This window comes from Streptomyces sp. MS06, assembly GCF_047200655.1.
In the GTDB taxonomy this organism is placed as follows: Bacteria; Actinomycetota; Actinomycetes; order Streptomycetales; family Streptomycetaceae; genus Streptomyces.
Genome location: NZ_JBJZOJ010000045.1, coordinates 39,954 through 63,414, shown reverse-complemented (window position 1 = coordinate 63,414; position 23,461 = coordinate 39,954). Strand labels below are relative to the sequence as shown.

Below are 23,461 nucleotides of genomic sequence, written 5' to 3'. Positions count from 1 at the left end.
CCCCCCCCCCCCCCCCCCCCCCCCCCCCCCCCCCCCCCCCCCCCCCCCCCCCCCCCCGCGCCGAAGTCGATCGGGATCAGCCCCGGCACCAGGACCTTGACGGTGTGCAGACCAAGGGCCCGCTGCTCGGGCGCGGTCTGGTCGACCACCACCACGTCGAAGCCCCGCGCGGCCACCGCACCGACGCAGGCCGCGACGTCCTCGCGCAGGTCGCCGGAGTGCCGCAGGGCGCCGGGGCCGCCCGCGAGCGAGGCGAGGGGCACCCGCTCGGCGGGGTCCCGCCCGCGCAGCAGGAAGTCGGCGTACCGGCCCATCTCGGGCAGCCCGTACAGCAGCGGATGGTCGTGCAGCACCCGCACCTCGCCGAAGTCCCGTGCCATGCCGCGCAGTCGGGACTCCTCGCGAGCGGTGCGGCGGCGCAGGTTGACGGAGTCGGTGGCGATCTCGCAGAGCCCGCCGGCGAGCGCGCTCTCCGGGGCGGGCGAGGCACCGGCGCCGAAGCAGAGCAGGCCCGGCCCACCGTCGACGCGTTCGGCGACCGCGGTCACCACCGGTACCGGGAAGGTGATGCGGGTGTCGAAGAACCGGGCGCGGTAGCCGTACATCGCCAGCCGGTCGACCATGGCACGGGTCGCGGGCCGGACACTGCTGGACGCGTCGATCTCGGGCAGCCGGACCCGGCCGAACCAGGCCAGCAGGAACGCGTCGCGTTCGACGGTCTCCATCAGCCCGTGCAGCACCGCCTCGGTGAGACCGCCGCCGGAGGCGCAGCCGTTGGAGCTCTCCTGCACGAAGCGCCGGCGGATGCCGCCGGGCGCGTGGTAGTAGGCCACCACCTCCGGGACCAGCACCGGCCGGTCGTCGCGCAGCGACCACCCCCACACCCAGTCCACCGGGCGGTCCGGGGCGAAGCGCGGTGCGCGGGGCTCGGCGGTGTGGAAGGCGTCGGAGTACAGACCGGTGACCCGGGGGTCGACCGCGTCCTCGCCGAGCTCGTCGAGAGCGGCGGTGACCACGGTCCGCTTCGCCCGGGCCCGCATCCCGGCGTACCGTTCCAGCCCTTCCAGCAGGCCGACCCGGACGCTGGCGCCGTAGGCGTCCGTGTGGCCGCCCCAGTAGCACTCGCGCAGGTGGTCGCCCGAGCGGGTGGTGAAGGCACCGACGGCGGACGAGGTCGACGTCGACGTCTGGTCGGGTGCGACGGACGGGCCGAGCATCCCGGTGACCGGGTTGGCGAACGCCGCCGCCGTCAGACGGTAGGACTCCAGCGGGCGCAGTCGGAAGCTGCCCGGGGCGTGTTCCGGGCAGGGGTCCAGGGTGATGCGCGCGGCGTCCGCGGTGTCGTCGGCGGGGGCGGCGCAGGACGGGCACTCGCCGTCCGGCACCAGCGGGAAACGCGCCACGTGCAGGGTCTCCAGGTCCAGCAGCCACACCCAGGGGTGGTCCGCCGGCCGAGGTCCCAGTGCCGCCGCCGAGACGAGTGCGCCGAGGGCGTCCACCGCGAAACCGGCCCGCCAGGGCGGGGAACCGGTGGACCGGGACTCGCCGCCGCGCTCCAGCGCCTCGCGCAGCGACCCGGCCCGCACCGCCTGCCAGCGCCGGGCCAGGCACTGCGGACAGCCGGCGGCGCCGCGGACGGGCGGCGGACCGACCACGGCCTGGTGCCCGTACAGCCCCACCGGGACCGTGCCTTCGGGCCACCGTCCCGGCCCGCGGACCAGTTCGTCGCGCACGCCGAGCGGCACGACCACTACCGGCGGCATCCCGGGGAAGCGGGCCGCACGCTCGGAGAGGGCGGCGGTCAGCGCCGTGCAGACCGCGTCCCACGGCCCGCCCGCCGTCGTGGGACCGGTGCGCGGCGCGGCCGCGGTCTCAGTCGGCACGGCGCTCTCCGCGGGTCAGCAGCACCCGGACCGCGTGGACGCCGCCCGCGGCCAGGTCGGGGGCCGCCACCGGAACCGTGAACGCGTCCAGGCGCGCCGCGGCGAGGCCGTCGAGGACACCGGGCCAGGTGGTGTCCGCCGCGGTCGCCGACCCGAGTTCGGTGCCGGACGCGGGCCCGAGTTCGGTGCCGGACGCCGGCCCGGTGTCCGCGAGGAGGGAGGCGGCGTCCAGGTCCTCCCACAGCGGGTCGCCGGTGTCGGGCGGTTCCCCGGCGCGGCGGAGCTGCTCCGCGCCGATCAGGTCGCGCAGCGCTTCCAGGACGGCGTCGCGGTGCCTGAGGCCGCTTCCGGCGGCCCAGCGGGTCGGGCCGGTCCACGGGTCGGTGAGCCTGGCCAGGACGACGGGCAGCAGGTGGCCGCCCGCGGCGGTGAGGTCGAGGAGCTCCGGCGTGACGCCGAGGTTGTCCGCCGAGCGGAGCAGGAACAGCAGTTCGGGATCGGAGGCGAGGGTGTCCGGGTCCACCCGCTGCAGCGGCGCGCGCCGGCGGACCGCGCCGTGCAGGGCGTCGTGGACGAGCGCGGTGCGCAGGGCGCGGGCGAGAGCGGCACGCGGGCTGCCGCCGGCACCGGTACCGGCCGAGGTCCGTTCGAACAGGCCGTCACCGTTCCATCCGCCGAAGGTGCGCACCGCGCCCGCGGGCACCAGCACGGTCCGCCCGTCGAGCAGCGAGACGGCCTCGGACCAGTGGGCGAGCCGTTCGGCGGGGGCGTCGAGGCCGCTGGAGACGGTGAGCCGGGCGGCGTCGATGCGGGTCCACTTGCCGGCGGCGGCCTCCAGCGGGCTCCCGTGCAGCACCGGGGCCGGGACGACGTGTTCGGCGTACACCTCGGCGGCTCTGAGGACCGCCCTGAGCCGGGCGCCGGCGACGTGGTGGACGTCGGCCGCGGACACCCGGCGGACCCGCCCGGGTCCCAGGCCCAGCCTTACGGTGCCGACCTTCAGCGGGGTCTGCTCCCAGTCGTCGTCGGCGTAGGCGGTGAAGACGCCGGCCCGCTCGTGGACGAGCACGTCGCGTTCCTCCAGCGCGGTGAGGGCGGCGCGGGCGGCCTCCTCGTCGGCGGCCCCGTCGGCGGGCCGCGCGACCGGCTCGTCGTCCGCGTGCGGGGTACGCAGCACCTCCGCCGTCGGTGCGGCGGCGCGGGCCGCCGGGTCGGAGCAGAAGGGGCAGCGGGGGTGGGCCGGCAGCGGTTCGGTCAGCACGTCGAGCGAGTCGAGGTCCTGGATGACTATCTGCCCCCGGGTCTCGGCGGGAAGCGCCCCGGTGACGAGGCGGAACACCTCGAAGGCGAGCAGGTTGCCGAGCATGCCGGCGAGCGGCCCGCCGATGGTCCGTGCGGGCGCGCCGACCGGTGCGGCCGGTCCGACGGACGCCCACAGGTCGGCGCTGTCGGCGGCGTCGGCGTTCGCGCCCAGCCGCAGCGCGGCGCAGCACCAGCAGCTCGGGGCGCCGTCGGCGGTCTCCGGGCCCACGACGGCGAGGCCGCCGAACGTCCACGCCGGAAGCAGCCGGCGTCCCGCCGGCACGGTCTCGCCGAGCAGCCTCGGTATCTGCCGCCGTCCGGTCGCGCCGGTGACCAGGACGGTGTCCCAGCCGTCGAGGTCGGCCCAGCCGTACGTCCCCCCGGCGGGCGCGGGCAGGCGGGTGAGGCGGGTGGTGCAGCCCGCGGCGGCGAGGGCGTCCGCCTCCGCGACGAGGTCCGCGCTGCCCGGCGCCGGGCCCGGCGGGCCGCCGAGCGGACCGTGCACCGGATCCGGTTCGGTGACGGCCACCGCGGCACACCCGTTGCGGAGCAGACCGAGCGCGGCCCAGTGGGCGAGGGCGTCGTCGCCCAGGACGGCGACCGCGGTGTTCCGGTACCGCAGGAACCGGCCGGGCGCGTCGTCGGCGTAGTGGTCGAGGTAGTCGAGCTGGTGGGCGAAACGCTCGGCGACCTGCGGTGCGAGCACGTCCGCCGGCGGGCGGGGGCCGGCGTCCCGGGCGAAGCCACGCGCGTAGAGAGCGGCCACGAGTCGGACCACCATGTCGCGCTGCTTGTCCCCCATACCGGCGCAGAGCTCCTCGACCCGCCGCTCACCGTCGAGGTGCGGCACGATCAGGGTGGCGAAGCGGTAGGCGGAGCGGGTGACGAGGTTGAACCCGCCGTGGGCGTTGTGGAACAGCACACCGGACGGGGTGCGGGTGAACAGCACGTCCCTGCGGATGCGGGGCCGCGACTGGGCGATCTCCTCGTAGGAGTCGGGGGCCTGGGGCATGGGGTGGGGGATCCCTCCGATGGGCGAGGCAGCGGGTCAGCCGGCGGCCGACGGGGGAAGGCCCGTCGGGTCGGCCGGGGCGGTGGCCGGGAGGCTGGCGCCGGCCGCCTGCACGAAGAGCCGCAGCAGGTCGTGCACGCGGTAGCGGCCGGACGGTTCCTCCTCCAGCAGCCCGGCGTCGACGAGCGAGCTCAGGACGGAAGCGCCGGGGGCGCTGGGCGAGCCGCGGCCCAGTCCCGGAGGCGCGTCGCCGGGGGCGGATCCGGGCGGGAGCGGCAGCGCCCGCCCGCCGGCGGACTCGCCCCGCAGCACGGCCAGCTGCAGACCGCGCAGGACCGGTCCCGGGTCCACGCCCAGTTCTCCGGCGAGATGGGTGTGGATCCTGCGGTACTCGGCCAGCGCCTCGGCGCGCCGGCCGCAGCGGTGCAGTGCCGTGATGAGCAGGGCGGAGAGCCCTTCGTGCGCGGGGTGGGTCCGCACCGCCTCGAGGGCTTCGGGGATCATCTCCCGGTGGCGGCCAAGGCGCAGTTCGCCGCCGAAGACACGTTCCACGGCCAGGAGGCGCTCCTCGGCCAGTGGTGGGACGAGGTCGCGGTGGATCTCGTCGGAGTGGACGTTGCCGAGCAGGGGCTCCCGCCACAGGCCCAGCGCCGTACGGGCGTGGCGCAGCGCGCTCTCCGGGTCCTCGTCGGTGTGGGAGCGGGCGAGCAGTGCGCGGAAGTCGAGCAGGTCGAGGGTGTCGGCGTCGGCGTGCAGCCGGTAGCCGCCGGGAACCGCCTCGATGGCGTGGTCGGACACTCCGTACTTGGCGAAGAGCCGGCGCAGCCGGAGCACGCAGGTGTGCAGCGCCGACCTGCCGCCGGCCGGGGGGTTGCTGCCCCAGACCACGCGCTGGAGCAGCTCGGAGCCGACCACGGAGCCGGGGTGGAGCAGCAGCGCGGCGAGGAGCGAGGCCGGACGTGAGGGCTGCAGGACGACCGTGTCGCTGCCGTCGGTGATGGCGAGCAGACCGAGAACGAGGAAGCGGGGCCGGCCGGGCGCGGGTGCGGCGGCGGGGCGTGCTTCGGGCGGGGTCTCCTGTGGTACAGGGCTACCTGACTTGGACACTGTCTCTCGTGCCGATCGATGGTGGGGGCAACGACCTTGCGCGCGAGTGGCTGAGCGCACCCGATGGGTGTGGGCGTGCTCAACTCCCTTGCTGAATGGGGAACTTAGATTCGAAGAGGGGTGTGCGTCCAGGGGCCGGCGGAAAAGATCAGACGATGCTCGGCCGGCGGGGGATGGTGCCGGGCGGTCGGGTTGGCGCCGTGGCCGCCGGGGCATACGCTTCGGCAGGGGAGGGCCGCGGCCGTCCCGGAACGCTTCGCACCCAGGGAGGACGCATGCCGTGGTGGGCCCTGATTCCGGTCGTCTCGATGGTCACCGGGCCCGTCGCGCTGTACGTCATCACGCGCCGCAACAGACGTACCGAGAGGGCCGACGAGAGGTACGAGGAGTTGTCCCGGAAGTACACGGCCCTGCTGGAGGAGACCACCTCCGGTGAACTGCCGGACGGCCGCGGCCGCCGGCTCGACTAGGGGCCCGGCTAGGGCCTGTCCGGCGGATCTTTGAACCGCTTCGTGTCCCGGTCCGTTCGCATGGTCATGGGGCGGGGGGATCTCACGAACAGCGAATGGTCGCGGCTGCTGCCGCAACTACCGAAAACCGGCGGGCGGGGCGGACGATGGGCCAGTCACCGCAAGGTGATCAACGGCATCCTCTTCCGGGAGCGCACTGGCGTCCCGTGGCGTGATTTGCCAACGCGGTTCGGAAAATGAAAGACGGTCTATGAGCGACATAGACGCTGGTCAGCCGACGGTACGTGGGAGACGATCCTCCATGCCGTCCAGGCCGACGCGGATGCGGAAGGCCGTATCGACTGGAGCATGGTGAGCGTGGATTCGACGTCCTGCCGCGCTCATCAACACGCCGCCGGGGCCCGCAGGGATGCGCCGCGTGTCCCGAAAAAGGATCACGGCCTCGGCAGCACCGCCCTGATGAGGGACTCGGACGCTCCCGGGGCGGACTGACTTGCAAGATCCACCTTGCCAGTGAGGGCGGACGTCGCCCGCTTGCTTTCCTGGTCACGCCGGGAATGGTGTGCTTGATCTGCCGTCTCCGCAGATAGCGGCGGTTGCGGCGAGACGAGTAGGCCCTGAGCCACGAGACCAGCGGGCCAACCGCCGGCGCCGTGGCAGCAAAGGCGGTCGACCCGCCGGATTCGACAAGACGATGTACAAGCGCAGGAACGAGGTCGAGCGGACGATCAATGCCCTGAAGAACTTCCGGGCTGTGGCTACGAGGTACGACAAGCGGGCCTATGTCTTCCACGGCACTGTCACCGTCGCTGCGATCCGGCTCTGGCTCCGCACATGAGCTTTCAGGCGGTCTTCATCGCTGCCAGAGGAAGGCGGCCTTGCTACAGGGGTGGCAGTGAAAGATGTAGCCGCGGCCACCTCCGCCAAAGTTGGCGGAGGTCGCGAAGTCGGATCCTTCTTCGAGTTCGGCCGTGAATGTCATGCGGGTTGTGCAGGAGGGACAGTCGGGGGTCTCGTCACCTTGGAGCCAGTGGGGTTCGCCACCCAGCCGTCCCAGAACCGGCCCTGCAGTTGGGGTGTCGGCTGGGTGGGGGTGCAAGGCGGTCACCGCACCGAGCAGCGTCTCGCCCTCGGCGGGGACGGCGGCCGCCGATAGCTGACCTTTGAACACGAAGGCGCGGTTGGCGCCGGCGGTGGCGTCCCAGTCGTCACACATGCCCGGGTCATTCTGGCAAAAGAAGACCGCGACCGCCCCCAGATCGAGGGGCAGATGAGCGAGGAACTGCATGGGCTCGCCACATTCACGGCAGTTCGGCCAGACGAATCCATCCGGGACGAGTGGCACTCCTCCCGTGCGCAGTACGGGAGCGTCAGCTACGGCTTCTCCGCCGTTGACCAGCAGCATGGCCAAAGCCTAGGTGCAACGTTCCCCACTCCAACCTGAGGGGGGCGACCGGGCGCAAGCCAAGATCCGCCGGACAGGCCCTAGGGGCCCGGCCGCTCCGCCGCCCGGCGGGTGCGGAGCGCAGTGCGCCGCCGCCCGCCCGCGTGGCGCCGGCGCCACGCCCGGGTGCGCCGCCGACCTGATGCCGACCTGGCGCGGTGCGCGCTGCTGTGCGGCGGCGCCCGGTCCCGGCCGCCGGACCCTGCGGTGCCTCCCCCGGCGGCGGTGATCGACCGCCCGCCGCGGCGACCCTGGGCGAGGGGCCCGGTCGGGTCGACGCGCCGGGTGCGCCCGACATGCCGGGTGTGCCGGGCGCGCCGGTGATCGAGCCGGCCGGGTGGTCTCCCTCGCCGCGGGTGCGGCCGCTGCTGCGGTGCGGCGGTCAGGCGTCCTGTTGCGGCGGTCGGGTGTCCTGTCCGGTGAGGGAGGCCAGGGCGGCGTCGAGGCGGCGGGTGGCCTCCGCGGCCACCGGGGCCATGGCCTCGACGCCGGTCAGGGTGACCATGGTGCCGGGGTCGATCGCCTGGACGACGACCCGTTCCCCGTCGGCGCGGACCACGACGTTGCAGGGCAGCAGGAGTCCGACCGAGGGGTCGGCCGCCAGCGCCTCCCGGGCCAGCGGCGGGTTGCAGGCGCCGAGGATCAGGTACGGCTCCATGACGTGGTCGAGCCGGGCCCGGAGCGTGGCGCTCAGGTCGATCTCGGTGAGTACGCCGAAGCCCTGGTCGGCCAGGGCCTGGCGGACGGCTTTCACGGCCTCCTCGAAGGAACCCGTCAGTTCCACGGTGCGGTCGTACGACATGTTGTCCCACCTCGCTCGTCGTGCTGGGTCGTGGCCGGTCCCCGCCCGCGGCGCATGGCGTGAACCACACTCGGAAATATACCCCCGGGGGTAAGAGTGTTAGAGTCGTTGTCATACCCAGGGGGGTAATTGAACCGCGAAGGGAGCAAGCAGCGTGTTCTTCGTTGACGCCATCGAGCTGGAGGGCCTGGGCAACCGCAGCTACCTGGCCGGAGGTGAGCGGACGGCGGTGGCAGTGGACCCGCCCCGCGACATCGACCAGGTCCTGGCCGCAGCGGCGCGGCGGGGAGTACGGATATCCCACGTCGTCGAGACACACATCCACAACGACTACGTCACCGGCGGACTGGAACTGGCGCGGATCACCGGCGCCGCCTACCTGGTCCCGGCCGCCGCGCGGGTGTCGTTCGCACGGACGCCCGTGTCCGACGGGGACACCGTCGACATCGACGCCGACCTGACGCTCGCAGCCGTGGCCACCCCCGGTCACACCCCGCACCACACCGCGTACGTGCTGAGCGAGGCCGGCCGGCCGGTGGCCGCGTTCACCGGCGGCTCGCTGCTGATCGGCACCGTCGGGCGGCCCGACCTGGTCGAACCCCGGCTGACCGAGGGACTCGCCCGCGCCCAGCACGCCTCGGCCCACCGCCTCGCCGACGCCCTGCCCGACGAGACCGCGGTACTGCCCACGCACGGCTTCGGCAGCTTCTGCTCCTCCGCGCAGGCGGACGGGGACGCCACCACGATCGGCAAGGAGAAGGCCGCGAACACGGCCCTGACCGTCGACGTCGACACCTTCGTGGCCGAGCTGCTGGCCGGCCTGGACGACGTCCCCGCCTACTACGCCCACATGGGCCCCGCCAACGCCGCCGGCCCCGCCCCCGTGGACCTGACGCCGCCCGCGCCCGCCGACGCCGCCGAGATCGCCGCCCGGCTCGCGGCGGGGGAGTGGGTGGTCGACCTGCGCAACCGGGTCGCCTTCGCCGAGGGGCACCTGGCCGGCTCGTTCAACTTCGAGGCGGACGGCAAGCTCGCCACCTACCTGGCCTGGCTGATCCCCTGGGGCAAGCCGGTCACCCTGCTCGCCGAGTCCGCCGAGCAGCTCGCCGCCGCCCAGCGCGAACTGGTCCGGGTCGGCATCGACCGCCCCGCCGCGGCCGCCACCGGCGGCCCCGAGCAGTGGCTGCGCGAGGGCGAGCGGCCGGCCTCCTTCCCGCGGGCCGGCTTCACCGACCTCGCCGCCCAGGACACCGGCCGGATCGTCGTGCTCGACGTCCGCCGCGACTCCGAGCGCGCCGCGGGCTGGATCGAGGGCTCCGTCCACATCCCCCTCCACCAGGTTCACCGGCGGGCCGGTGAGGTACCCGAAGGCACCACGGTGTGGGTGCACTGCGCCGGAGGCATGCGGGCGGGGATCGCCGCCTCGCTGCTGGCCGCGGCCGGCCGGGACGTCGTCGCCGTCGACGACTCCTTCGACGCCGCACCCGACGCCGGTCTGACCGTCGTCACCCACTGAACCGGCCGGCCGGGGGCCGGCGAAGACCCCATCTCATCGCGAGAAGAAAGGTGACTGCGACGATGTTCCTCTTTCGCAGGAACGAACGACGGGTGTCCGTCGAGGAGGCCCGAACCCGTACCGGCGGCGAGCAGCCGGCGGCGGTCCTGCTGGACGTCCGCGAGAAGCAGGAGTGGAAGGCCGGCCATGCGCCCGGCGCCGTGCACGCTCCGCTGTCCGGGCTGTCCCAGGGCAGGGCGCTGCCCTCGGCGGCGAAGGGCCGGCCGCTGGTGGTGATCTGCCGCAGCGGCAACCGCTCGCAGCGGGCGGCCGGGCTGCTGGCCGACCGGGGTGCGGAAGCGGTGGACGTCAAGGGTGGCATGAACGCGTGGGCCGCCGCCGGATACCCGGTCGTCGACGAGCGCGGGAACAGCGGCTCGATAGCGTGAGCGCACTCATCCTCGCCCTGGTCGCCGGAGCGGTCATCGGCCTGTCGCTGGGTGCCCTCGGCGGCGGCGGGAGCGTCCTGGCCGTGCCGGCCCTGATCTACCTGCTCGACTTCACCCCGGTGGCGGCGACCACCGCAAGCCTGATCATCGTCACCGCCACCTCGCTCACCGCCCTGTTCGCGCACGCACGGGACGGGAACGTCGCCTGGAAGGCGGGAGCGCTGTTCGCGGTCGCGGGCATCGTGCCGGCCTTCCTGGCCGGTGCGGTCGCGGGCGATCTGCCTGCGGGGGTGCTCACCGGTGCCTTCGCGGTGGTCGCCGGGCTCGCCGCAGTGCGGATGCTGCGGCCGTCCGGCGCCGCGCGTCCCGACTCGGTCCGGCCGCTGAAAGCGGCCGGCGCCGGCGCCGGGCTCGGCGCGGTCACCGGTTTCCTCGGCGTCGGCGGCGGTTTCCTCGCCGTCCCCGCCCTGGTCAGCGTGGTCGGCCTGCGGATGCGGCAGGCGGTGGGCACCAGCCTGCTGGTGATCAGCGTCAACTCCCTCGCCGCGCTCGCCGCCCGCACCGGCAGCAACGGAGACCTGCGCTGGGGACTGATCGGCCCGTTCGCCGGAGCGGCCATCCTCGGTGCCTGGGACGGCAAGCGGCTGGCCACGAAGGTGACGGGCACGACCCTGCAGCGGATCTTCGCGTTCGTGCTGCTGGGAGTCGCCGCCTTCATGCTCTCCGACGTGCTCCTCTGAGCCGGTGGCGCCGCGGGGATCAGGCCGGCGAGCCGCGGGATCAGGCCAGGGAGAGGAACAGCTTCTCCAGCCGGCCGCGCATCTGGGCACGGTTCTCGTCGTCCGCGCCCCCCTCGCCGTCCTCCGGCTCGGTCAGGCACTGCTGCAGCCCGGTGGCGATGATGGCGAACCCGGCCCGGTCCAGCGCCCGCGAAGCGGCCGCGAGCTGGGTGACGACCTCCTCGCAGTCCCGCCCCTCCTCGATCATCCGGATCACTCCGGATATCTGGCCCTGTGCCCTGCGCAGCCGGTTCAGCACCGATTTCAGTTCGGCGCCCGCAAGATCAAGTTCCATCACCACTCCTCAAGAAATACCCCCAGGGGTCAATCGGTTCCCTTCACCGGGGGCCCACGACAGACAAGGATGACATCTGCCATGACCACGCCCACCACACTCGGCACGGACGAGGCGCGCAACCGGCTGCACGAGCTGACCGTGATCGACGTCCGTACTCCGGGTGAGTACGCCGGTGGCCACCTCCCCGGGGCGCTGAACGTCCCGCTCGACCAGCTCCAGCGCGCGCTGCCCGACATCCGTCAGGCCGCCGAGCGCGGTGACGTCCTCGTGGTGTGCGCCTCCGGCGCCCGCTCCGAGAACGCCTGCCGCCTCCTCGCCGAGAACGGGATCACCACCGCCACCCTCTCCGGAGGTACCGGCGCCTGGGCGGCCGACGGCCACGACCTGCACCGTCCGCAGGGCGCCTCCCGGGCCGTCTGGGGCATGGAGCGGCAGGTCCGCTTCACCGCGGGCACCGTCGTACTGCTGGGCCTGCTGCTCGGCCTGCTGATCCACCCCGCTTTCCAGCTGCTGTCGGCGGGCATAGCGGGCGGGCTGGTCTTCTCCGCCCTGACCAACACCTGCGGTATGGCCGCGATCCTTTCCAAGCTGCCCCACAACCGGACCCGCGCGGCCGACCTGGACGCCGCCCTCACCGCCCTGCGCAGCCGCTGACGGGCGCGAGGGGGCCGCTTGCGCGGAGGTCCCGGCGGTGGGCGCGGGCTGTTCGGGCGGAGCATCGCCCGCACGGCCCGCGCCCACCGCGTGCCCGTGCCGCCGGCACGACGGTGGCACGGGGTCGAACGCCGGGCCGGCCCGCCGCATCCGCTACTTGCTCGGGCCGGCCCCGTTCACTTCATGGCCCCCTCCCTCTCCGCAGGGCGGACCTGCGCCCCACCCGGGGCGGCCCGGCGGACCTCCGCAGGACCGCCCCCGGCGGAGGTCCGCCGGGCGGTCGTCGTCACGATCACCAACGTGCGTTCCGGTCCCGGCGTGTTCCGAGCGCCGGTCCCGCAACGGGTGTGGGGCACCCGGCTCACCGACGTGCGGTGAGGCGCTTCCACGTCCCCACGTGATCAGCTTGGGAGCGCGCCGGCGGGATCGGCAACGGCCCGAACGCGACCGAAGGCGCGGGCAAGCCCCGGACAACGCGCGCTTAACACTTCCCCGTTCACCGCGGAGCGGCCCGCGCCGCGGTGAACGGAAGCCGGTTGCACCGGATAGGTTGCATCACCGACCGGCGGCGCCGGAAGCCGGCCGTACCGGACGTCAGCTGCACCGGACGGAGGTGAACTGCGGGACCTGGTCGGCGGTGCCGTTGAATCCGGCCGTCGCGGTCTCGCCGGGATCGAGGATCCGGTGCCAGTCGGGCGCGTGCACCATGGCCGTCGAGCCGTTCTGCATGAAGGTCCCGTTCCAGCCGTCGCTCACCTCGGTCCCGTCGGGCATCGTCCACTGGACTGCCCAGTCGGTCATCCTCCGGGAACCGTCGTTGGTCACCGACACGCTCGCCTGGAAACCGCCGGGCCAGCTCTTGTCCACCGTCACCGAGGCGGAGCAGTCGGCCGGCTGCGGAGGCGGCGGGGGAGTCGTCTCGTCGTCCCCGAGGAACACGTCGGAGCAGTTGTAGAAGGTCTCCGTGCTGTCGGAGCGCTGCCATACGCTGTAGATCACGTGGCGGCCCGTCAGCCCGTCCGGAAGGTGTCCCCTGAGGTGGTAGGAGCCGTCGGTGAGCGGGGGCTCCGGGTCGACCGTGAGGAACGGGGCGGACTCCAGGTCGTCCCAGCGCAGCGGCTCGGTGGGGTCGAAGCCCTGCTTGGTGATGTAGAGCCGGAAGCTGCCAGGGTGGGGCACCCAGGCGGCGTAGACGAAGTCGAAGTCACTGCCCGCGCGCAGGTTCTGGGTGGGCCAGTCCGCGCTGGGGATGTCCAGGCCTGCGTACTTGGGCGAGCCGCCGCTGCAGAGCTGCCCGTCGGGAATGAACCCGCGGGTGCGTCCGCCCCCGTCCGAGCGCAGCACCCCGTACCAGTCGTAGAAGGGCTGCGTCCCGGAGACGGCCACCGCCGCGGCGCACGCCGGGTTGACCGGGTCGATCTCTCCGCTGGGCTGCAGCCCGTCCTGGTAGCAGGCGTACGTCCGGCTGGCAGGGGAGATCATGGAGCCGTGCGCTTCCGCTCGCTGAGCGAAGGGGAGGGCCATGAGGAGGGTGAGAAGGGTGAGGCCGGTAAGGGCTCTCACCGCCGTCAGACGTCGGATCATGTGCGTTCATCCATCCGGAAGGTGAGGTGGGCGCTCCGCGGCCGGGTCCTCGTGCGGAGGGGCGGCGGAGCGTGCCGGGCACCACTGCGGGTCGCCCGGTGTTCCGGTGGGGTAGCGGATCGGCGCTCGCTTATGGGAGCGCTCCCATCGCTCTGCATCATGTAGCCCGCGCAGCCCCCGGTCAAGACACCGGACAGGGCGGTACCGCGGCCGGGCAGGTACCGCGGCCGGGCGCGGTCGATCTTCCGCGCGCCCCTTGACAGCCGCCGACCGCCACTGGCTACATGTCACCGCGCCGCGATGATTCCGCTGTTCCGCAACTCCCGCCGGTTCACTCGCCGGTGGGCGCTTCACCCGGTCGCCCCGTGCCGAGACGGGCGACCCTCCCGGCCCGGCCGACGGGGGCACACGCTGCCCTCCGTGCCGGGCCGCCGGACCACGCGCCCCCGCGCCGGGTGCCGCGTGTGCCGCTTCCGCCGATCCACTCCACAGCCCCGCCACCCGCCGTCCGGCCCCGTCCCGGCGCCTGTCGCCGGGACGGCACCAGGGCTGCCCTGCTGCCCGCCCCTGCCTCCGGCCCGCCCGGGGACCGGTCCGACCGCGGCCTCGCCGCGGACCGGAGCCGGCCTCGGCGGAACCCCGGTGCGCCGGGGCCGGGCTGCCGTCCCACCTGACGGGGTCACCCACTGCGGGTGGCGCGGCACCCGGATCACCCATCGCGGGCGGCGCCTCCGCACGCGCCCCTTCGCCCGCCCGAGTCCGCGCCACCGAGAACACCGTCACCCGACAGAAAGCGAGACACCCATGCCTGCGCCACCCTCCGCCGCAAAGCACGTCCGGCGGGTGCTGGAGGGCACCGCCTCCGTGCTGCTGGGCCTTGCCCTGACAGCGTCACCCGCCCTCACGACCGCGGCCTCGGCCGCCTCGGCTCCCGCACAGGAGCAGCCCGCGGCCGCCGCCGCACCGGCGAGCGACTGGCTGCACGCGGACGGCAGTCTGATCGTCGACGAGGCAGGCAAGCCGGTCCGCCTCACCGGGGTCAACTGGTTCGGGTTCAACACCTCGGAACGGGTCTTCCACGGATTGTGGACCGCCAACCTCGAGACGGTCACCCGTCAGATGGCCGAGCGCGGCATCAACATCGTCCGGGTGCCGATCTCCACGCAGTTGCTGCTCGAGTGGCGGGCCGGGAACCTGTCCGCGGCCACCGGCATCAACGCGGCCGCCAATCCCGAACTCGCCGGCATGAGCACGCTGCAGATCTTCGACCACTGGCTGGAACTGTGCAAGCGCTACGGGCTGAAGGTGATGCTCGACGTCCACAGCGCCGAGGCGGACAACTCCGGCCACGTCTACCCGGTCTGGTGGAAGGGGTCGATCACCCCCGAGAAGTTCTACCAGGCCTGGGAGTGGGCCGCCGACCGGTACAAGAACGACGACACCGTCGTCGCGATGGACATCGAGAACGAACCGCACGGCAAGGCCGACCAGGACCCGCACGCCAAGTGGGACGACAGCACCGACACCGACAACTTCAAGAACGCCTGCCAGACGGCGGGGCGCCGCATCCTCGCCGTCAACCCCAAGGTCCTCATCCTGTGCGAGGGCATCGAGACCTACCCCAAGGACGGCACCGGCTGGGACTCGCCGGACCCGAAGGCGTTCTACAACGACTGGTGGGGCGGCAACCTCCGCGGTGCGAAGGACCACCCGGTGGACCTCGGCGCGCACCAGTCGCAGCTGGTCTACTCGCCCCACGACTACGGGCCGGCGGTGTTCCCGCAGCCCTGGTTCGAGGGCGACTGGAACCGCGGGACGCTCGAACGGGACGTGTGGGACCCCAACTGGCTCTACCTCCACAAGCAGAACACCGCACCCCTGCTGATCGGCGAGTGGGGCGGCCACCTGGACGGCGGCCCCAACCAGAAGTGGATGACCGCGCTGCGGGGACTCATCGAGGACGAGAACCTCAGCCACACCTTCTGGTGCCTCAACCCCAACTCCGGTGACACCGGCGGCCTGCTCGACAGCGACTGGACGACCTGGGACGAGGAGAAGTACGCCTTCCTCAAGCCCGCGCTGTGGCAGCAGGACGGCAAGTTCGTGAGCCTCGACCACCAGGTGCCGCTCGGCGGCCAGGGCAGCACCACCGGCATCAGCCTGTCCGAGGCGACCGGCCAGGCGCCGGGGCCCGACACCGAAGCCCCGACCGCCCCGACCGGGCTGTCCGCCACCTCCACCACCAACAGGGTCACCCTCGCCTGGCATCCGGCCACCGACAACGTCCGGGTCACCGGCTACGACGTCTACCGGGACGGAACCAAGGTCGCCGGGCCACTGACGGACACCGGCTACGTCGACCGCGACCTCGCCGCCGGCACCGCCCACCGGTACACCGTCAAGGCGCGTGACGCGGCCGGCAACACCTCCGCGGCCTCGGCCCCTCTCACCGTCTCGACGCAGGAGCCGGGCGTCCCCAGCGGCGACCTGACCGTGCTGTACCGGAGCGGCGACGACTCCACCGGGGACAGCGCCCTCCGCCCCCACCTGCGCGTCGTCAACAGCAGTGACCGGCCCGTCGACCTGGCCGGCGTCACGGTCCGCTACTGGTTCACCCGCGACGGCGACGCCCCGGTGAACGCCTGGTGCGACTACGCGGCCCTGGGCTGCGCCGACGTGAAGCCGGCCGTGCGGACGCTGAGCCGGCCGCTCGACGGTGCCGACGCCTACCTCGAGGTCTCCTTCACCGGCGGGACCCTCGCTCCGGGCGCGGACACCGGCGACATCCAGCTCCGCGCGAGCAAGGCCGACTGGTCGGACTTCGACGAGACCGACGACTACAGCCACGGCCCCTCGGGTCCCTACGTCGAGGCGGCGAACATCACCGCCTACGCCGGCGACGAACTGGCCTGGGGCCTCGAGCCCCGCTGACCGGTGTTCCACCGTCCGGGGCACCGTGGCCCGGTCCAGGGCTTCACGGTCCGGGCGCCGGGGGCCCGTAGCACCCGCCCGCCCCGGGGAGAAGGCTCTCCCCGGGGCGGGCGGACGGGCGGTCGCTCTCCCGGCGCGGTGGCGTCAGGCGCAGCCGGTGACGCGGACCCTGTCGTTCCGCGCCCCCTTCCCGAGCACGGTGTTGGCGGCGGTGCTGCGCAGCTCGGAGCAGACCCCGCCCACCACGTGGATCGTCTTGTTGCTGACACCGTCCTTCCACACGTACAGGGGCGCGGTCCGCATGCCCGCCGCGGTCCTCCGGACCAGTCCGTCGCCGGTCAGCCTGATCGTCCGGCTGTCCGGCTGCGTCCCCCCGGCCCAGGAGAACACGCCCTGGTTGTAGTGGTTCGGGGAGTGGGACACGACCGTGAGGCCGTCGGCGATCAGCGTGCCGTGGCCGTAGTCGCCCCACGCCATCTGCACCGGGGCCCCGTTGCCGTTGTGGAGGACGGTGGTGTTCCGCACCGTGAGGTCCCCGTTGTACAGCTTGAACGTGTCGTCCCAGGTGTCGAAGTACGAGTTCTCGATCACCGACCCGCTCCCGCCTCCGAAGCCGTCGGAGTTGTTGTGGTAGTCGTCGCGGTCGTCGATGACGCGGATCCCGGAGGCCAGCACCTTCGCCCGCTTCGCCAGGACGTGGTAGAAGCGCGGGTCCAGAGAGGTGAAGTTCCTCAGCGTCAGATCGATGCTCGCGCCGGTCGAGACGGCCGCGAAGTCCGGGTCCTTGACATGGCCGCCGTCGCCCACCAGTTTCGACGTCCTGGCGTTCTCGCCCCGGATGGTCAGCGGGGCGGTGCGTTCGGACGGGATGAGGAAGTTGCCGCGGAGGGTGACCCCCGCGCCGATCACGATCTTCTTCCAGGACGCCGGCACCGTCAGGTGCCCGATGGTCGCGTCGGAGCGGTAGGTCGCGACTCCGCCCGCCACCACCGGTCCGGCCGCGCGCTGCTGTCCGGGCGTACTGGCGAGGGCGACCGAACCGGCCGCCACCACCGCGGCGGCGGCCGCGGCGGCCCCGGCCGCCTTCAGCCGACGGTGGGGGCGGCGGTTGTGTCGTGCCATGGGGGTGACCTTTCGTCGGGAGGACTGAAGCGGGGCGGACGACGGACCGTCCGTCCCCGGCAACGACACTCCGTACGACCCGGCGGGGTTTCGCCCCCGGCCGCATGACGCAGGCTCCCGCCGGAGGCACGCCGACCGGTCGTACCGTCCACCGCGGCCACCGGAGCCCGCGAAGCTAGACTCCTCTCGGCGGGAGCGCATCCGGCCCTCGCACGGCATCGCCGGACGGCGCGACGGCCCAACCGCGTTTCGCCCGGCCTCCGTTCGGGGCCACCAGATCGTCGCCGGAAAGGGTGAGGTCACTCGGCCATGGCGCAGCACCGCACGAGCAAGGCCCCCGCCCGCCGGGCTCGCGGAAACGGGAGCCGTCTGTGGATCGCGGCCGCGGTCGGGACCCTCGGCCTGCTCGCCGTGGCGCTGGTCGGGCTCTTCGGCCGTCCGGTTGATCCGCCGGACCCGCCGCAGCTCCTCGCCCCGCCTCCGCGGGCGTCGACGACCGCGCCGCCCGGCGGGACCGAACCCCCTTCGGACGGCGTGGATCCCTCCGCCGCGGCGTCCGGGACACGGTCCCGCTCCGGTACGCCCGCGAACCGCCCGGCACCTTCCGTGCCGGGCGACACCGCCCCCACCGCCTCACCGACGGCGATCGGGAACGGCGGACCGGGGGCGGAGGGCGCGACGGACGACCAACCCCGGACACTGGCCCGCGGCGACCGGGGCGAGGCGGTGTACGACCTGCAGCAGCGCCTGCGGAAGGCCGGCATCGACACCACACCGCTCAGCGGCGTGTACGACCAGCCGACGGAGGCGGCGGTACAGAACTACCAGTCCCTCCGGGGCGTGCGCACCGACCCCCCGGGGGTCTACGGTCCCGCCACCAGAGCAGCCCTGGAGTCCGAGACCTGACGGCGGCCGCCGGCAACGTGGCCGTCGACCCCCACCCGTCGGGGACGAGCCCGCAGTGACACCGCGGGACACGAAGGGGAGGACCGGCAGGCCTCTTGGCGCACGGTCAGGCCGGTGCGCACGCCGTCGCGGGTGGCTCCGGACGCCTCCGGCCGCCGGGGCCGCGGCGCCCGCTCGCGGGCAGCTCGGGGCCGAGCCGGAGCTCGACCCGTGCCCCGCCGGGCCCGCCGCCTCCGATCACCAGCCGACCACCGGCGTCCTCGGCCGCCCGGGCCGCGATGTCCAGTCCCAGCCCGCTCGACGCGCCCCCGCTCAGACCGCGCTGACGTGCCGTCAGGTACTCCGCTATGCCCGGACCCGCGTCCTCCACCACCAGCGCCGGGACCCCGTCCAGCAGACCCGCGAACACCGCGCATCCGGTGCCCAGCGGGGTGTGCTGGAAGACGTTGCCCAGGAGGGCGTCCAGCGCGGCCACGAGTTCCTCCTCGGAGAGGCCGATCCCCAGCGGACCGTCGGCGACGGTCACCTCGCAGGGCCGGTCCTGGGCGTGGGCCAGCGCCTCCCAGAAGGGCATCCGGGCTCCGACGACCGCGGTCAGGTCGCTGTGCTGCGGGCCGGAGGCCGCAGGGTCGGTGATGCCCGCGCGGGTGAGCCCGATGAGATGGGTGACCTCGTGGTCGAGTGCGGTCACCGCGGCGCGCAGCCGGTCCGCCTCCGGTCCGCCGAGCAGGTCGAGGTCCAGCTTGAGCGCGGTCAGCGGCGTCCGCAGCCGGTGCGACAGGTCGGCCGCGAACTCCCTCTCCGACTGCATCAGCTGGATGATGCGGTCGGTCATCGTGTTGAACGCGGTCGCGACCTCCCGCACCTCCCGCGGTCCGCCGACCCGCACCCGGACCCCGAGCCGCCCCTGGCCGACGGCGCCCGCGGCGCGCACCAGGTCGGCGGACGAGCCGACCAGGCGCCGGGAGATGCGGTCGGCACCCAGGACCGCGATCAGCGTCAGTGCGGCGACCGCCGCCCCCAGTACCGTCCACGCCGCCGCGACACCGTCCCGCCGCTCGTCCTCACGCACGAGGGACTCCACCACCGCGGTGCCGCCCTCGGGCAGCGACACGGGCAGCAGGAGCACCTGCCGCCCGTCCGCCGTACCGGCCCGGAACCCGCGCGACCTCCCCGTCGCCTCCACGGCGGCGGACTCCGGGGCCGGGCATCGCCCCACGACGACGCCGTCCGGCAGCCGGACGCAGGTGGAGACCGCGTCCGCCCCCGTACTGCGCCAAGCGGCCCGCACGGCGTCCGGGTCGCGGGTCGCCGCCAGGACGGTCACCAGGGCCGAGGCCCGGCGCTCGGACAGCGTCTGGGCCCGGTCCACCGCCTGCTGCCGGGCCGCGTAGGCCAGGGGGAGGGCGAAGGCGAGCGCGGTCAGCAGCGCGATGCCGAGGGAGAGGCGCATCTGCCAGGTCCGGAGCGTCATGTCGACGGCGCCGCCAGTTTCAGACCGACGCCGCGGACGGTCTGCAGCCAGTCCGGCGAGCCGCCGCTCTCCGCGAGCTTGCGGCGCAGCCAGTAGACGTGGACGTCTATGGCACGGTCGTAGACGTCGCTGCCCCGCCAGACCTCGGTCAGCAGCTCGCGGCGGGTGACCACGGCGCCCTGGCGCCGGGCGAGATACGCGAGCAGGTCGAACTCCCGGCGGTTGAGTTCCAGGGGCACGTTCCGGAGGAAGACCTCCCGTCGTGTCACGTCGATGACCAGGTCGCCCACCTGGAGCCGGTCCGGCGGCGCCTGCCCCGCACGGCGGAGCACCGCGAGCACGCGCGCGGCGAGCTGCTCACCGGAGAACGGTTTCACCAGGTAGTCGTCCGCTCCGTCGCGCAGCAGTCGGACGATCTCCGCCTCGTCCGCGCGGGCCGTCGCGATGATGACGGGGACCCTGCTGACTGCCCGCATCATCCTCAGCACCTGACCGCCGTCCAGGTCGGGCAGCCCCAGGTCGAGCACCACCAGATCGGGATACTGCGGCACGAGCCGGCGCATCAGCTCCATCGCGGTGCCGACCGCGGTGACCGAGTAGCCGGCCGTCACCAGGGACCGGGCGAGGGCGTCGCGCACGAGTGTGTCGTCCTCGACGATCAGAACCGTGGACATGCGGCAACCGTAGAGGAGAGGGAGACGGTTTCGTACGCCCTGCCGGGACCGCTCAGCATCCCTTCCGCCAGGCGTACACGAGCAGGTGCCGGACCTCGAGTTCGGCGTTCCTGCGGTGCTGCAGGGTGCCGGGGGCCATGGCCCGGTCCAGCGCCATGCGCTCGGCCTCCACCGGGCGGCCGGCCGGCAGCACCCGGATCTGACAGCCCCTCACCGCACGGCCGGCGTCGAGGCGCAGTGTCGGGATGCAGACCTCCCACAGCGGGACGTCACGCGCACCGGCGCGTGCCGCCGTCGGCCCGCTCACCGGCCCGCCCGCCCGCGGTGCCCGGTCAGGCGCCGCGCCGCGCCGCGGGGAGCGGCGCGGTTCACCGCGGTGTGCGGGGGATCGTCGTCGTGGACGAGTACGTCGGCGAGGTGGCGCCGGCCGCGCGCCAGTCGTGTCTTCACCGTCGCCTCGGGAAGACCGAGCCGTTCGGCGACTTCGCGGACCGGGAGGTCGAGCAGATGGTGCAGCACCAGCACCTGACGGTACTTCAACGGCAGCGCGCGCATTCCGGCCACCACCAGGACGGAGTGCTCGCCGACCGGAGGTTGGGCGGCCGGGGGCCCGAGGCGGACCAGGGCGGCCCTGGCGCGTTTCGCCTGGCGCATGCGGGTGCAGGCCAGGTTGTGGGCGACCCGGCGCACCCAGGCGCAGGGCGCGTCGTACGCCCCGACGCGGTCCCAGCGCACGACCGCGCGGGAGAACGCCTCCTGGGTGCACTCCTCGGCGGCGTGGGTGTCCCCGGTGATGCGGTAGACGTGCCCGACGACCTGCCGGAAGGTGGTGGCGTAGAACTGCTCGAAGTGTGCTGGGTCACTCACCCGATGCTCCTCGCGTACGGTCTCTCCGCTGGCGCGACGCCGCCGGCCGCTTCGGCGGCCCGGTCCCTTTCCCGGGGGGCGGGGCAAAGGGACCGGGCCTGTGGGCCCTCCGCGGTGAGCGAGGCGTCAGGCGCAACCCGGGCACCGCGGAGGGAGGGGCGGACGATCACCGTCCGGGGAGATCCTGTCCGGCCCGGTGGCCGGGGACCAGGCGTTCCGCCAGGGTGAACGCGGCGCAGTGGACGGGACAACGCTCCCTTAACGCAGACCCGTTCCGGCGCCCTCCGTCGAGGCCGAGTCGGGTGCCGGCGGCCCAGAGCGCGGCCCGGGCGGGGCCGTTCGCGGGGCGGAGACGGCGTGCGCCGGTGCCTGCGGCGTGCGGTCGGCGCGGTCCGGCGTCGTCATCGCCAACGCCCCGAGGAAGACGGTGGCGATCAGGCCGGCGGTGGTGGACCGGATGCCTTTTCGCATGCGGAGGTCGGGCATGGCGGGAACTCCCTGGCTTCTGGGGTGCGCCCGCAACCGGTGCGGGCGCGCCCGAGGTGTCGGCGGTCGGAGGTTCCGAACGGGGGTCGGCCGCCGCGCCGGCAGCCGCTCGCGTTCGGTGTCCGGGAACGACACTCCGCACCCGGCGCACCGGTTTCCCGGCCCGCGTGTCCGCCTGGCTGCCCCCGTCCCGTGTCTGGTGGCCGGTGCGTGTCCCACCCGGGGGCCGCCGGGACACGCACCGGCGAAACCCCGGACCGGACCGCGGAGTGTGCTCTTCGGGACGGCCGCCCTCGCCGGGCACTGCGTCCGTCCCGCTCACCTTCGAGCCAACGGAACGGAACCGCTCATGACCCGACGACGTCATCGTCTCCGCCGCCACCGCCTGCCCCTGGCCATGGCGGGTGTCCTGGCCCTCGCCGGCATCGGCACCTACGCGATGGCCGCGCAGCCGTCCGCCTCAGCCTCCGCCTCCACGCCCGTCTCCGCCTCGGTGTCCGGGTCCGCCGCCGCGCCCGCGCGGATCTTCGACCTCTGCGGCTTCGGCCGCGGCACCCAGTGGAACCCCCGCTCGCTCTCGGTGGGCGCCCACGACCTGCAGGGCACCCCTGCCGACCGCGACGTTTCCGCCGTGCGCGTCGCCCCCGGCTACCGGGCCCTGCTGTTCGACAGCCCCACCGCCACCCGGCCCGCTCTGACGCTCACCGCGGACCGCGACCTGTGCGGCACACCGCTCAACGACCGCCTCCGCCGCATTGTCGTCCAGCGCGCCGCAGCACCCACCACGCCACCACCGACACCGACCGCCGGCTCCCGCCCCAAGGTGTGGGTGCTCAGCGACCTGAGCGTGCCCGGTGGCGGGACCGACAAGGACGACATCGTCAGCATGGCCGCTCTCGGCACCTACGCCGACGACTTCGACATCGCCGAGGTCTCCGTCGGCTCGACCACCGTGCACATCGACTGCGGTGCCGCGTACCGCTATGCGCACGACGCCTTCGCGTCCCGCATCCCCGCCCTCACCAAGTCCTCCACCTGCGGGAAGGACTACAACAGCCTCAAGGGCACCAGGCCCGGGACCGTCGGCGAACTCGTCGACGCGATTCGCGCCGGCGGGCTCACCGTCCTCAACTGGGCCCCGATGACGGAGACCGCCCTCGCCGTCCGCTGGATCGAGACCCACGCCCCCGCGGACCTGTCGAAGGTGCGCGTCGTCACCCACTGGACCGTCAGCAGCCCCGGCTACTCCGGCAAGTACAACTGCAGCAAGGACAGGGCCGCTTGCTCCTACCTGCACGATATGGCCGCCGCCGGCAGGATCGACCTCGTCGAGGTCGGTGCCGCCGGGCAGAAGTTCGTCGACCAGGCGAAGGGCCAATGCCACGTCGACAACAGCATCCCGGACACCGGCCTCGGTAAGTATCTGCGGGTCAAGCGGAAGTCCGACGGCACCCCGGACTTCTCCGACGGCGCCACCTTCCTGCTGATGGAGACCGGAGGCCTGGCCGGCTACACCACCGACGGGTCGGCGGGCACCAATTTCGGCAAGGCCTACCAGCAGCTCTGCCGTGACGGCGCGGCCGTCTTCGACCACTTCCGCGCCAACCTCTGACCGCCTCCACGCCACCCGGCCGGCAGTGCAGGCAAAACTCCCCGCACTGCCGGCGGGCCTTTCGTTCCCTTCCCGCCGAAAAGCCTCTCCGCGACCGCCTTCCGGTCGTC

20 protein-coding genes and 1 pseudogene are annotated in these 23,461 nt (G+C 73.7%); 9 read left to right on the top strand and 12 right to left on the bottom strand.

Features of this window, described 5'->3' with window-relative positions:
* The 3 genes from ACL02U_RS22990 to ACL02U_RS22980 all read right to left on the bottom strand — a co-directional run.
* A partial coding sequence (locus tag ACL02U_RS22990) for a TOMM precursor leader peptide-binding protein (protein ID WP_412792789.1) occupies nt 1-1,883 on the bottom strand: 1,883 nt, incomplete at its 3' end.
* Nucleotides 1,873-4,197, bottom strand: coding sequence for a TOMM precursor leader peptide-binding protein (locus ACL02U_RS22985; RefSeq protein WP_412792788.1), 2,325 nt, complete (start codon nt 4,195-4,197; stop codon nt 1,873-1,875). The genes ACL02U_RS22990 and ACL02U_RS22985, both read right to left, overlap by 11 nt.
* Before the next feature lie 36 nt (nt 4,198-4,233).
* Nucleotides 4,234-5,304, bottom strand: a complete 1,071-nt coding sequence (locus ACL02U_RS22980) for an AfsR/SARP family transcriptional regulator (protein ID WP_412792787.1) — start codon at nt 5,302-5,304, stop codon at nt 4,234-4,236.
* 275 nt (nt 5,305-5,579) lie between these two features.
* On the opposite strand from ACL02U_RS22980, the gene ACL02U_RS22975 reads away from it, so the two are divergent.
* On the top strand, nt 5,580-5,774 hold the full coding sequence (locus ACL02U_RS22975; protein ID WP_412792786.1) for a hypothetical protein: 195 nt from the start codon (nt 5,580-5,582) through the stop codon (nt 5,772-5,774).
* Nucleotides 5,775-5,840: 66 nt separating this feature from the next.
* A pseudogene (locus tag ACL02U_RS22970) lies at nt 5,841-6,612 on the top strand (IS5 family transposase).
* 15 nt (nt 6,613-6,627) lie between these two features.
* Here the strand turns inward: ACL02U_RS22970 and ACL02U_RS22965 are convergent.
* Complete coding sequence (locus ACL02U_RS22965) at nt 6,628-7,179, bottom strand: hypothetical protein (RefSeq protein ID WP_389454396.1); 552 nt, start codon at nt 7,177-7,179, stop codon at nt 6,628-6,630.
* A 421-nt stretch (nt 7,180-7,600) separates the two neighbouring features.
* Nucleotides 7,601-8,020, bottom strand: coding sequence for a DUF302 domain-containing protein (locus tag ACL02U_RS22960; protein ID WP_412792785.1), 420 nt, complete (start codon nt 8,018-8,020; stop codon nt 7,601-7,603).
* Nucleotides 8,021-8,174: 154 nt separating this feature from the next.
* On the opposite strand from ACL02U_RS22960, the gene ACL02U_RS22955 reads away from it, so the two are divergent.
* The 3 genes from ACL02U_RS22955 (at nt 8,175) to ACL02U_RS22945 (ending at nt 10,704) form a co-directional block, all read left to right on the top strand.
* Nucleotides 8,175-9,536 carry an MBL fold metallo-hydrolase gene (locus ACL02U_RS22955; protein ID WP_412792784.1) on the top strand — a complete coding sequence of 454 codons (1,362 nt, stop codon included), beginning with the start codon at nt 8,175-8,177 and terminating at the stop codon, nt 9,534-9,536.
* Nucleotides 9,537-9,598: 62 nt separating this feature from the next.
* Complete coding sequence (locus ACL02U_RS22950) at nt 9,599-9,964, top strand: rhodanese-like domain-containing protein (protein WP_412792783.1); 366 nt, start codon at nt 9,599-9,601, stop codon at nt 9,962-9,964.
* Nucleotides 9,961-10,704 (top strand): sulfite exporter TauE/SafE family protein, encoded by a 744-nt coding sequence (locus ACL02U_RS22945; RefSeq protein WP_412792782.1) that lies wholly within the window; start codon nt 9,961-9,963, stop codon nt 10,702-10,704. The genes ACL02U_RS22950 and ACL02U_RS22945 overlap by 4 nt, the downstream gene beginning before the upstream one ends.
* 40 nt (nt 10,705-10,744) lie before the next feature.
* Here the strand turns inward: ACL02U_RS22945 and ACL02U_RS22940 are convergent, their stop codons facing one another.
* On the bottom strand, nt 10,745-11,038 hold the full coding sequence (locus tag ACL02U_RS22940; protein ID WP_412792781.1) for a metal-sensitive transcriptional regulator: 294 nt from the start codon (nt 11,036-11,038) through the stop codon (nt 10,745-10,747).
* Between the two features lie 81 nt (nt 11,039-11,119).
* Between ACL02U_RS22940 and ACL02U_RS22935 the strand changes: the two genes are divergently transcribed.
* Nucleotides 11,120-11,695, top strand: coding sequence for a rhodanese-like domain-containing protein (locus tag ACL02U_RS22935; RefSeq protein WP_412792780.1), 576 nt, complete (start codon nt 11,120-11,122; stop codon nt 11,693-11,695).
* A gap of 594 nt (nt 11,696-12,289) precedes the next feature.
* Here ACL02U_RS22935 and ACL02U_RS22930 read toward each other — a convergent pair.
* Nucleotides 12,290-13,279 carry a lytic polysaccharide monooxygenase gene (locus ACL02U_RS22930; RefSeq protein WP_412792779.1) on the bottom strand — a complete coding sequence of 330 codons (990 nt, stop codon included), beginning with the start codon at nt 13,277-13,279 and terminating at the stop codon, nt 12,290-12,292.
* Between the two features lie 804 nt (nt 13,280-14,083).
* On the opposite strand from ACL02U_RS22930, the gene ACL02U_RS22925 reads away from it, so the two are divergent.
* On the top strand, nt 14,084-16,210 hold the full coding sequence (locus ACL02U_RS22925; RefSeq protein WP_412792778.1) for a cellulase family glycosylhydrolase: 2,127 nt from the start codon (nt 14,084-14,086) through the stop codon (nt 16,208-16,210).
* Nucleotides 16,211-16,354: 144 nt separating this feature from the next.
* Here ACL02U_RS22925 and ACL02U_RS22920 read toward each other — a convergent pair whose 3' ends face one another.
* Complete coding sequence (locus ACL02U_RS22920) at nt 16,355-17,332, bottom strand: hypothetical protein (RefSeq protein WP_412792777.1); 978 nt, start codon at nt 17,330-17,332, stop codon at nt 16,355-16,357.
* Nucleotides 17,333-17,641: 309 nt separating this feature from the next.
* Here ACL02U_RS22920 and ACL02U_RS22915 point away from each other — a divergent pair, with 309 nt between their 5' ends.
* Entirely contained in the window at nt 17,642-18,238 is a 597-nt protein-coding gene (locus ACL02U_RS22915) for a peptidoglycan-binding protein (RefSeq protein ID WP_412792776.1), read from the top strand.
* Nucleotides 18,239-18,344: 106 nt separating this feature from the next.
* Here ACL02U_RS22915 and ACL02U_RS22910 read toward each other — a convergent pair whose 3' ends face one another.
* Genes ACL02U_RS22910 through ACL02U_RS22895 form a run of 4 tightly spaced genes read right to left on the bottom strand, consistent with a single transcriptional unit; the run spans nt 18,345 to nt 21,253 of the window.
* Nucleotides 18,345-19,712: a sensor histidine kinase gene (locus ACL02U_RS22910; protein ID WP_412792775.1), complete on the bottom strand. Its 1,368-nt coding sequence runs from the start codon at nt 19,710-19,712 to the stop codon at nt 18,345-18,347.
* Nucleotides 19,709-20,386, bottom strand: coding sequence for a response regulator transcription factor (locus ACL02U_RS22905; protein ID WP_412792774.1), 678 nt, complete (start codon nt 20,384-20,386; stop codon nt 19,709-19,711). The genes ACL02U_RS22910 and ACL02U_RS22905 overlap by 4 nt, the downstream gene beginning before the upstream one ends.
* 52 nt (nt 20,387-20,438) lie before the next feature.
* The gene (locus tag ACL02U_RS22900; protein WP_412792773.1) at nt 20,439-20,693 is read right to left on the bottom strand and encodes a hypothetical protein; all 255 of its coding nucleotides are present in this window, start codon (nt 20,691-20,693) and stop codon (nt 20,439-20,441) included.
* Nucleotides 20,690-21,253 carry an RNA polymerase sigma factor gene (locus ACL02U_RS22895; RefSeq protein WP_412792772.1) on the bottom strand — a complete coding sequence of 188 codons (564 nt, stop codon included), beginning with the start codon at nt 21,251-21,253 and terminating at the stop codon, nt 20,690-20,692. Before ACL02U_RS22895 ends, ACL02U_RS22900 begins: the two co-directional genes overlap by 4 nt.
* 835 nt (nt 21,254-22,088) lie before the next feature.
* Here ACL02U_RS22895 and ACL02U_RS22890 point away from each other — a divergent pair.
* Nucleotides 22,089-23,351, top strand: a complete 1,263-nt coding sequence (locus ACL02U_RS22890; protein ID WP_412792771.1) for a hypothetical protein — start codon at nt 22,089-22,091, stop codon at nt 23,349-23,351.
* Nucleotides 23,352-23,461 lie beyond the last annotated feature (110 nt).

Excerpts from the sequence above, each read along its gene's own strand:
- ACL02U_RS22985 (WP_412792788.1), bottom strand. The coding sequence starts at position 4,197 with ATGCCCCAGGCCCCCGACTCCTACGAGGAGATCGCCCAGTCGCGGCCC.
- ACL02U_RS22975 (WP_412792786.1), top strand. The coding sequence starts at position 5,580 with ATGCCGTGGTGGGCCCTGATTCCGGTCGTCTCGATGGTCACCGGGCCC.
- ACL02U_RS22965 (WP_389454396.1), bottom strand. The coding sequence starts at position 7,179 with ATGCTGCTGGTCAACGGCGGAGAAGCCGTAGCTGACGCTCCCGTACTG.
- ACL02U_RS22960 (WP_412792785.1), bottom strand. The coding sequence starts at position 8,020 with ATGTCGTACGACCGCACCGTGGAACTGACGGGTTCCTTCGAGGAGGCC.
- ACL02U_RS22950 (WP_412792783.1), top strand. The coding sequence starts at position 9,599 with ATGTTCCTCTTTCGCAGGAACGAACGACGGGTGTCCGTCGAGGAGGCC.
- ACL02U_RS22940 (WP_412792781.1), bottom strand. The coding sequence starts at position 11,038 with ATGGAACTTGATCTTGCGGGCGCCGAACTGAAATCGGTGCTGAACCGG.
- ACL02U_RS22935 (WP_412792780.1), top strand. The coding sequence starts at position 11,120 with ATGACCACGCCCACCACACTCGGCACGGACGAGGCGCGCAACCGGCTG.
- ACL02U_RS22930 (WP_412792779.1), bottom strand. The coding sequence starts at position 13,279 with ATGATCCGACGTCTGACGGCGGTGAGAGCCCTTACCGGCCTCACCCTT.
- ACL02U_RS22925 (WP_412792778.1), top strand. The coding sequence starts at position 14,084 with ATGCCTGCGCCACCCTCCGCCGCAAAGCACGTCCGGCGGGTGCTGGAG.
- ACL02U_RS22920 (WP_412792777.1), bottom strand. The coding sequence starts at position 17,332 with ATGGCACGACACAACCGCCGCCCCCACCGTCGGCTGAAGGCGGCCGGG.
- ACL02U_RS22915 (WP_412792776.1), top strand. The coding sequence starts at position 17,642 with ATGGCGCAGCACCGCACGAGCAAGGCCCCCGCCCGCCGGGCTCGCGGA.
- ACL02U_RS22910 (WP_412792775.1), bottom strand. The coding sequence starts at position 19,712 with ATGACGCTCCGGACCTGGCAGATGCGCCTCTCCCTCGGCATCGCGCTG.
- ACL02U_RS22905 (WP_412792774.1), bottom strand. The coding sequence starts at position 20,386 with ATGTCCACGGTTCTGATCGTCGAGGACGACACACTCGTGCGCGACGCC.
- ACL02U_RS22890 (WP_412792771.1), top strand. The coding sequence starts at position 22,089 with ATGACCCGACGACGTCATCGTCTCCGCCGCCACCGCCTGCCCCTGGCC.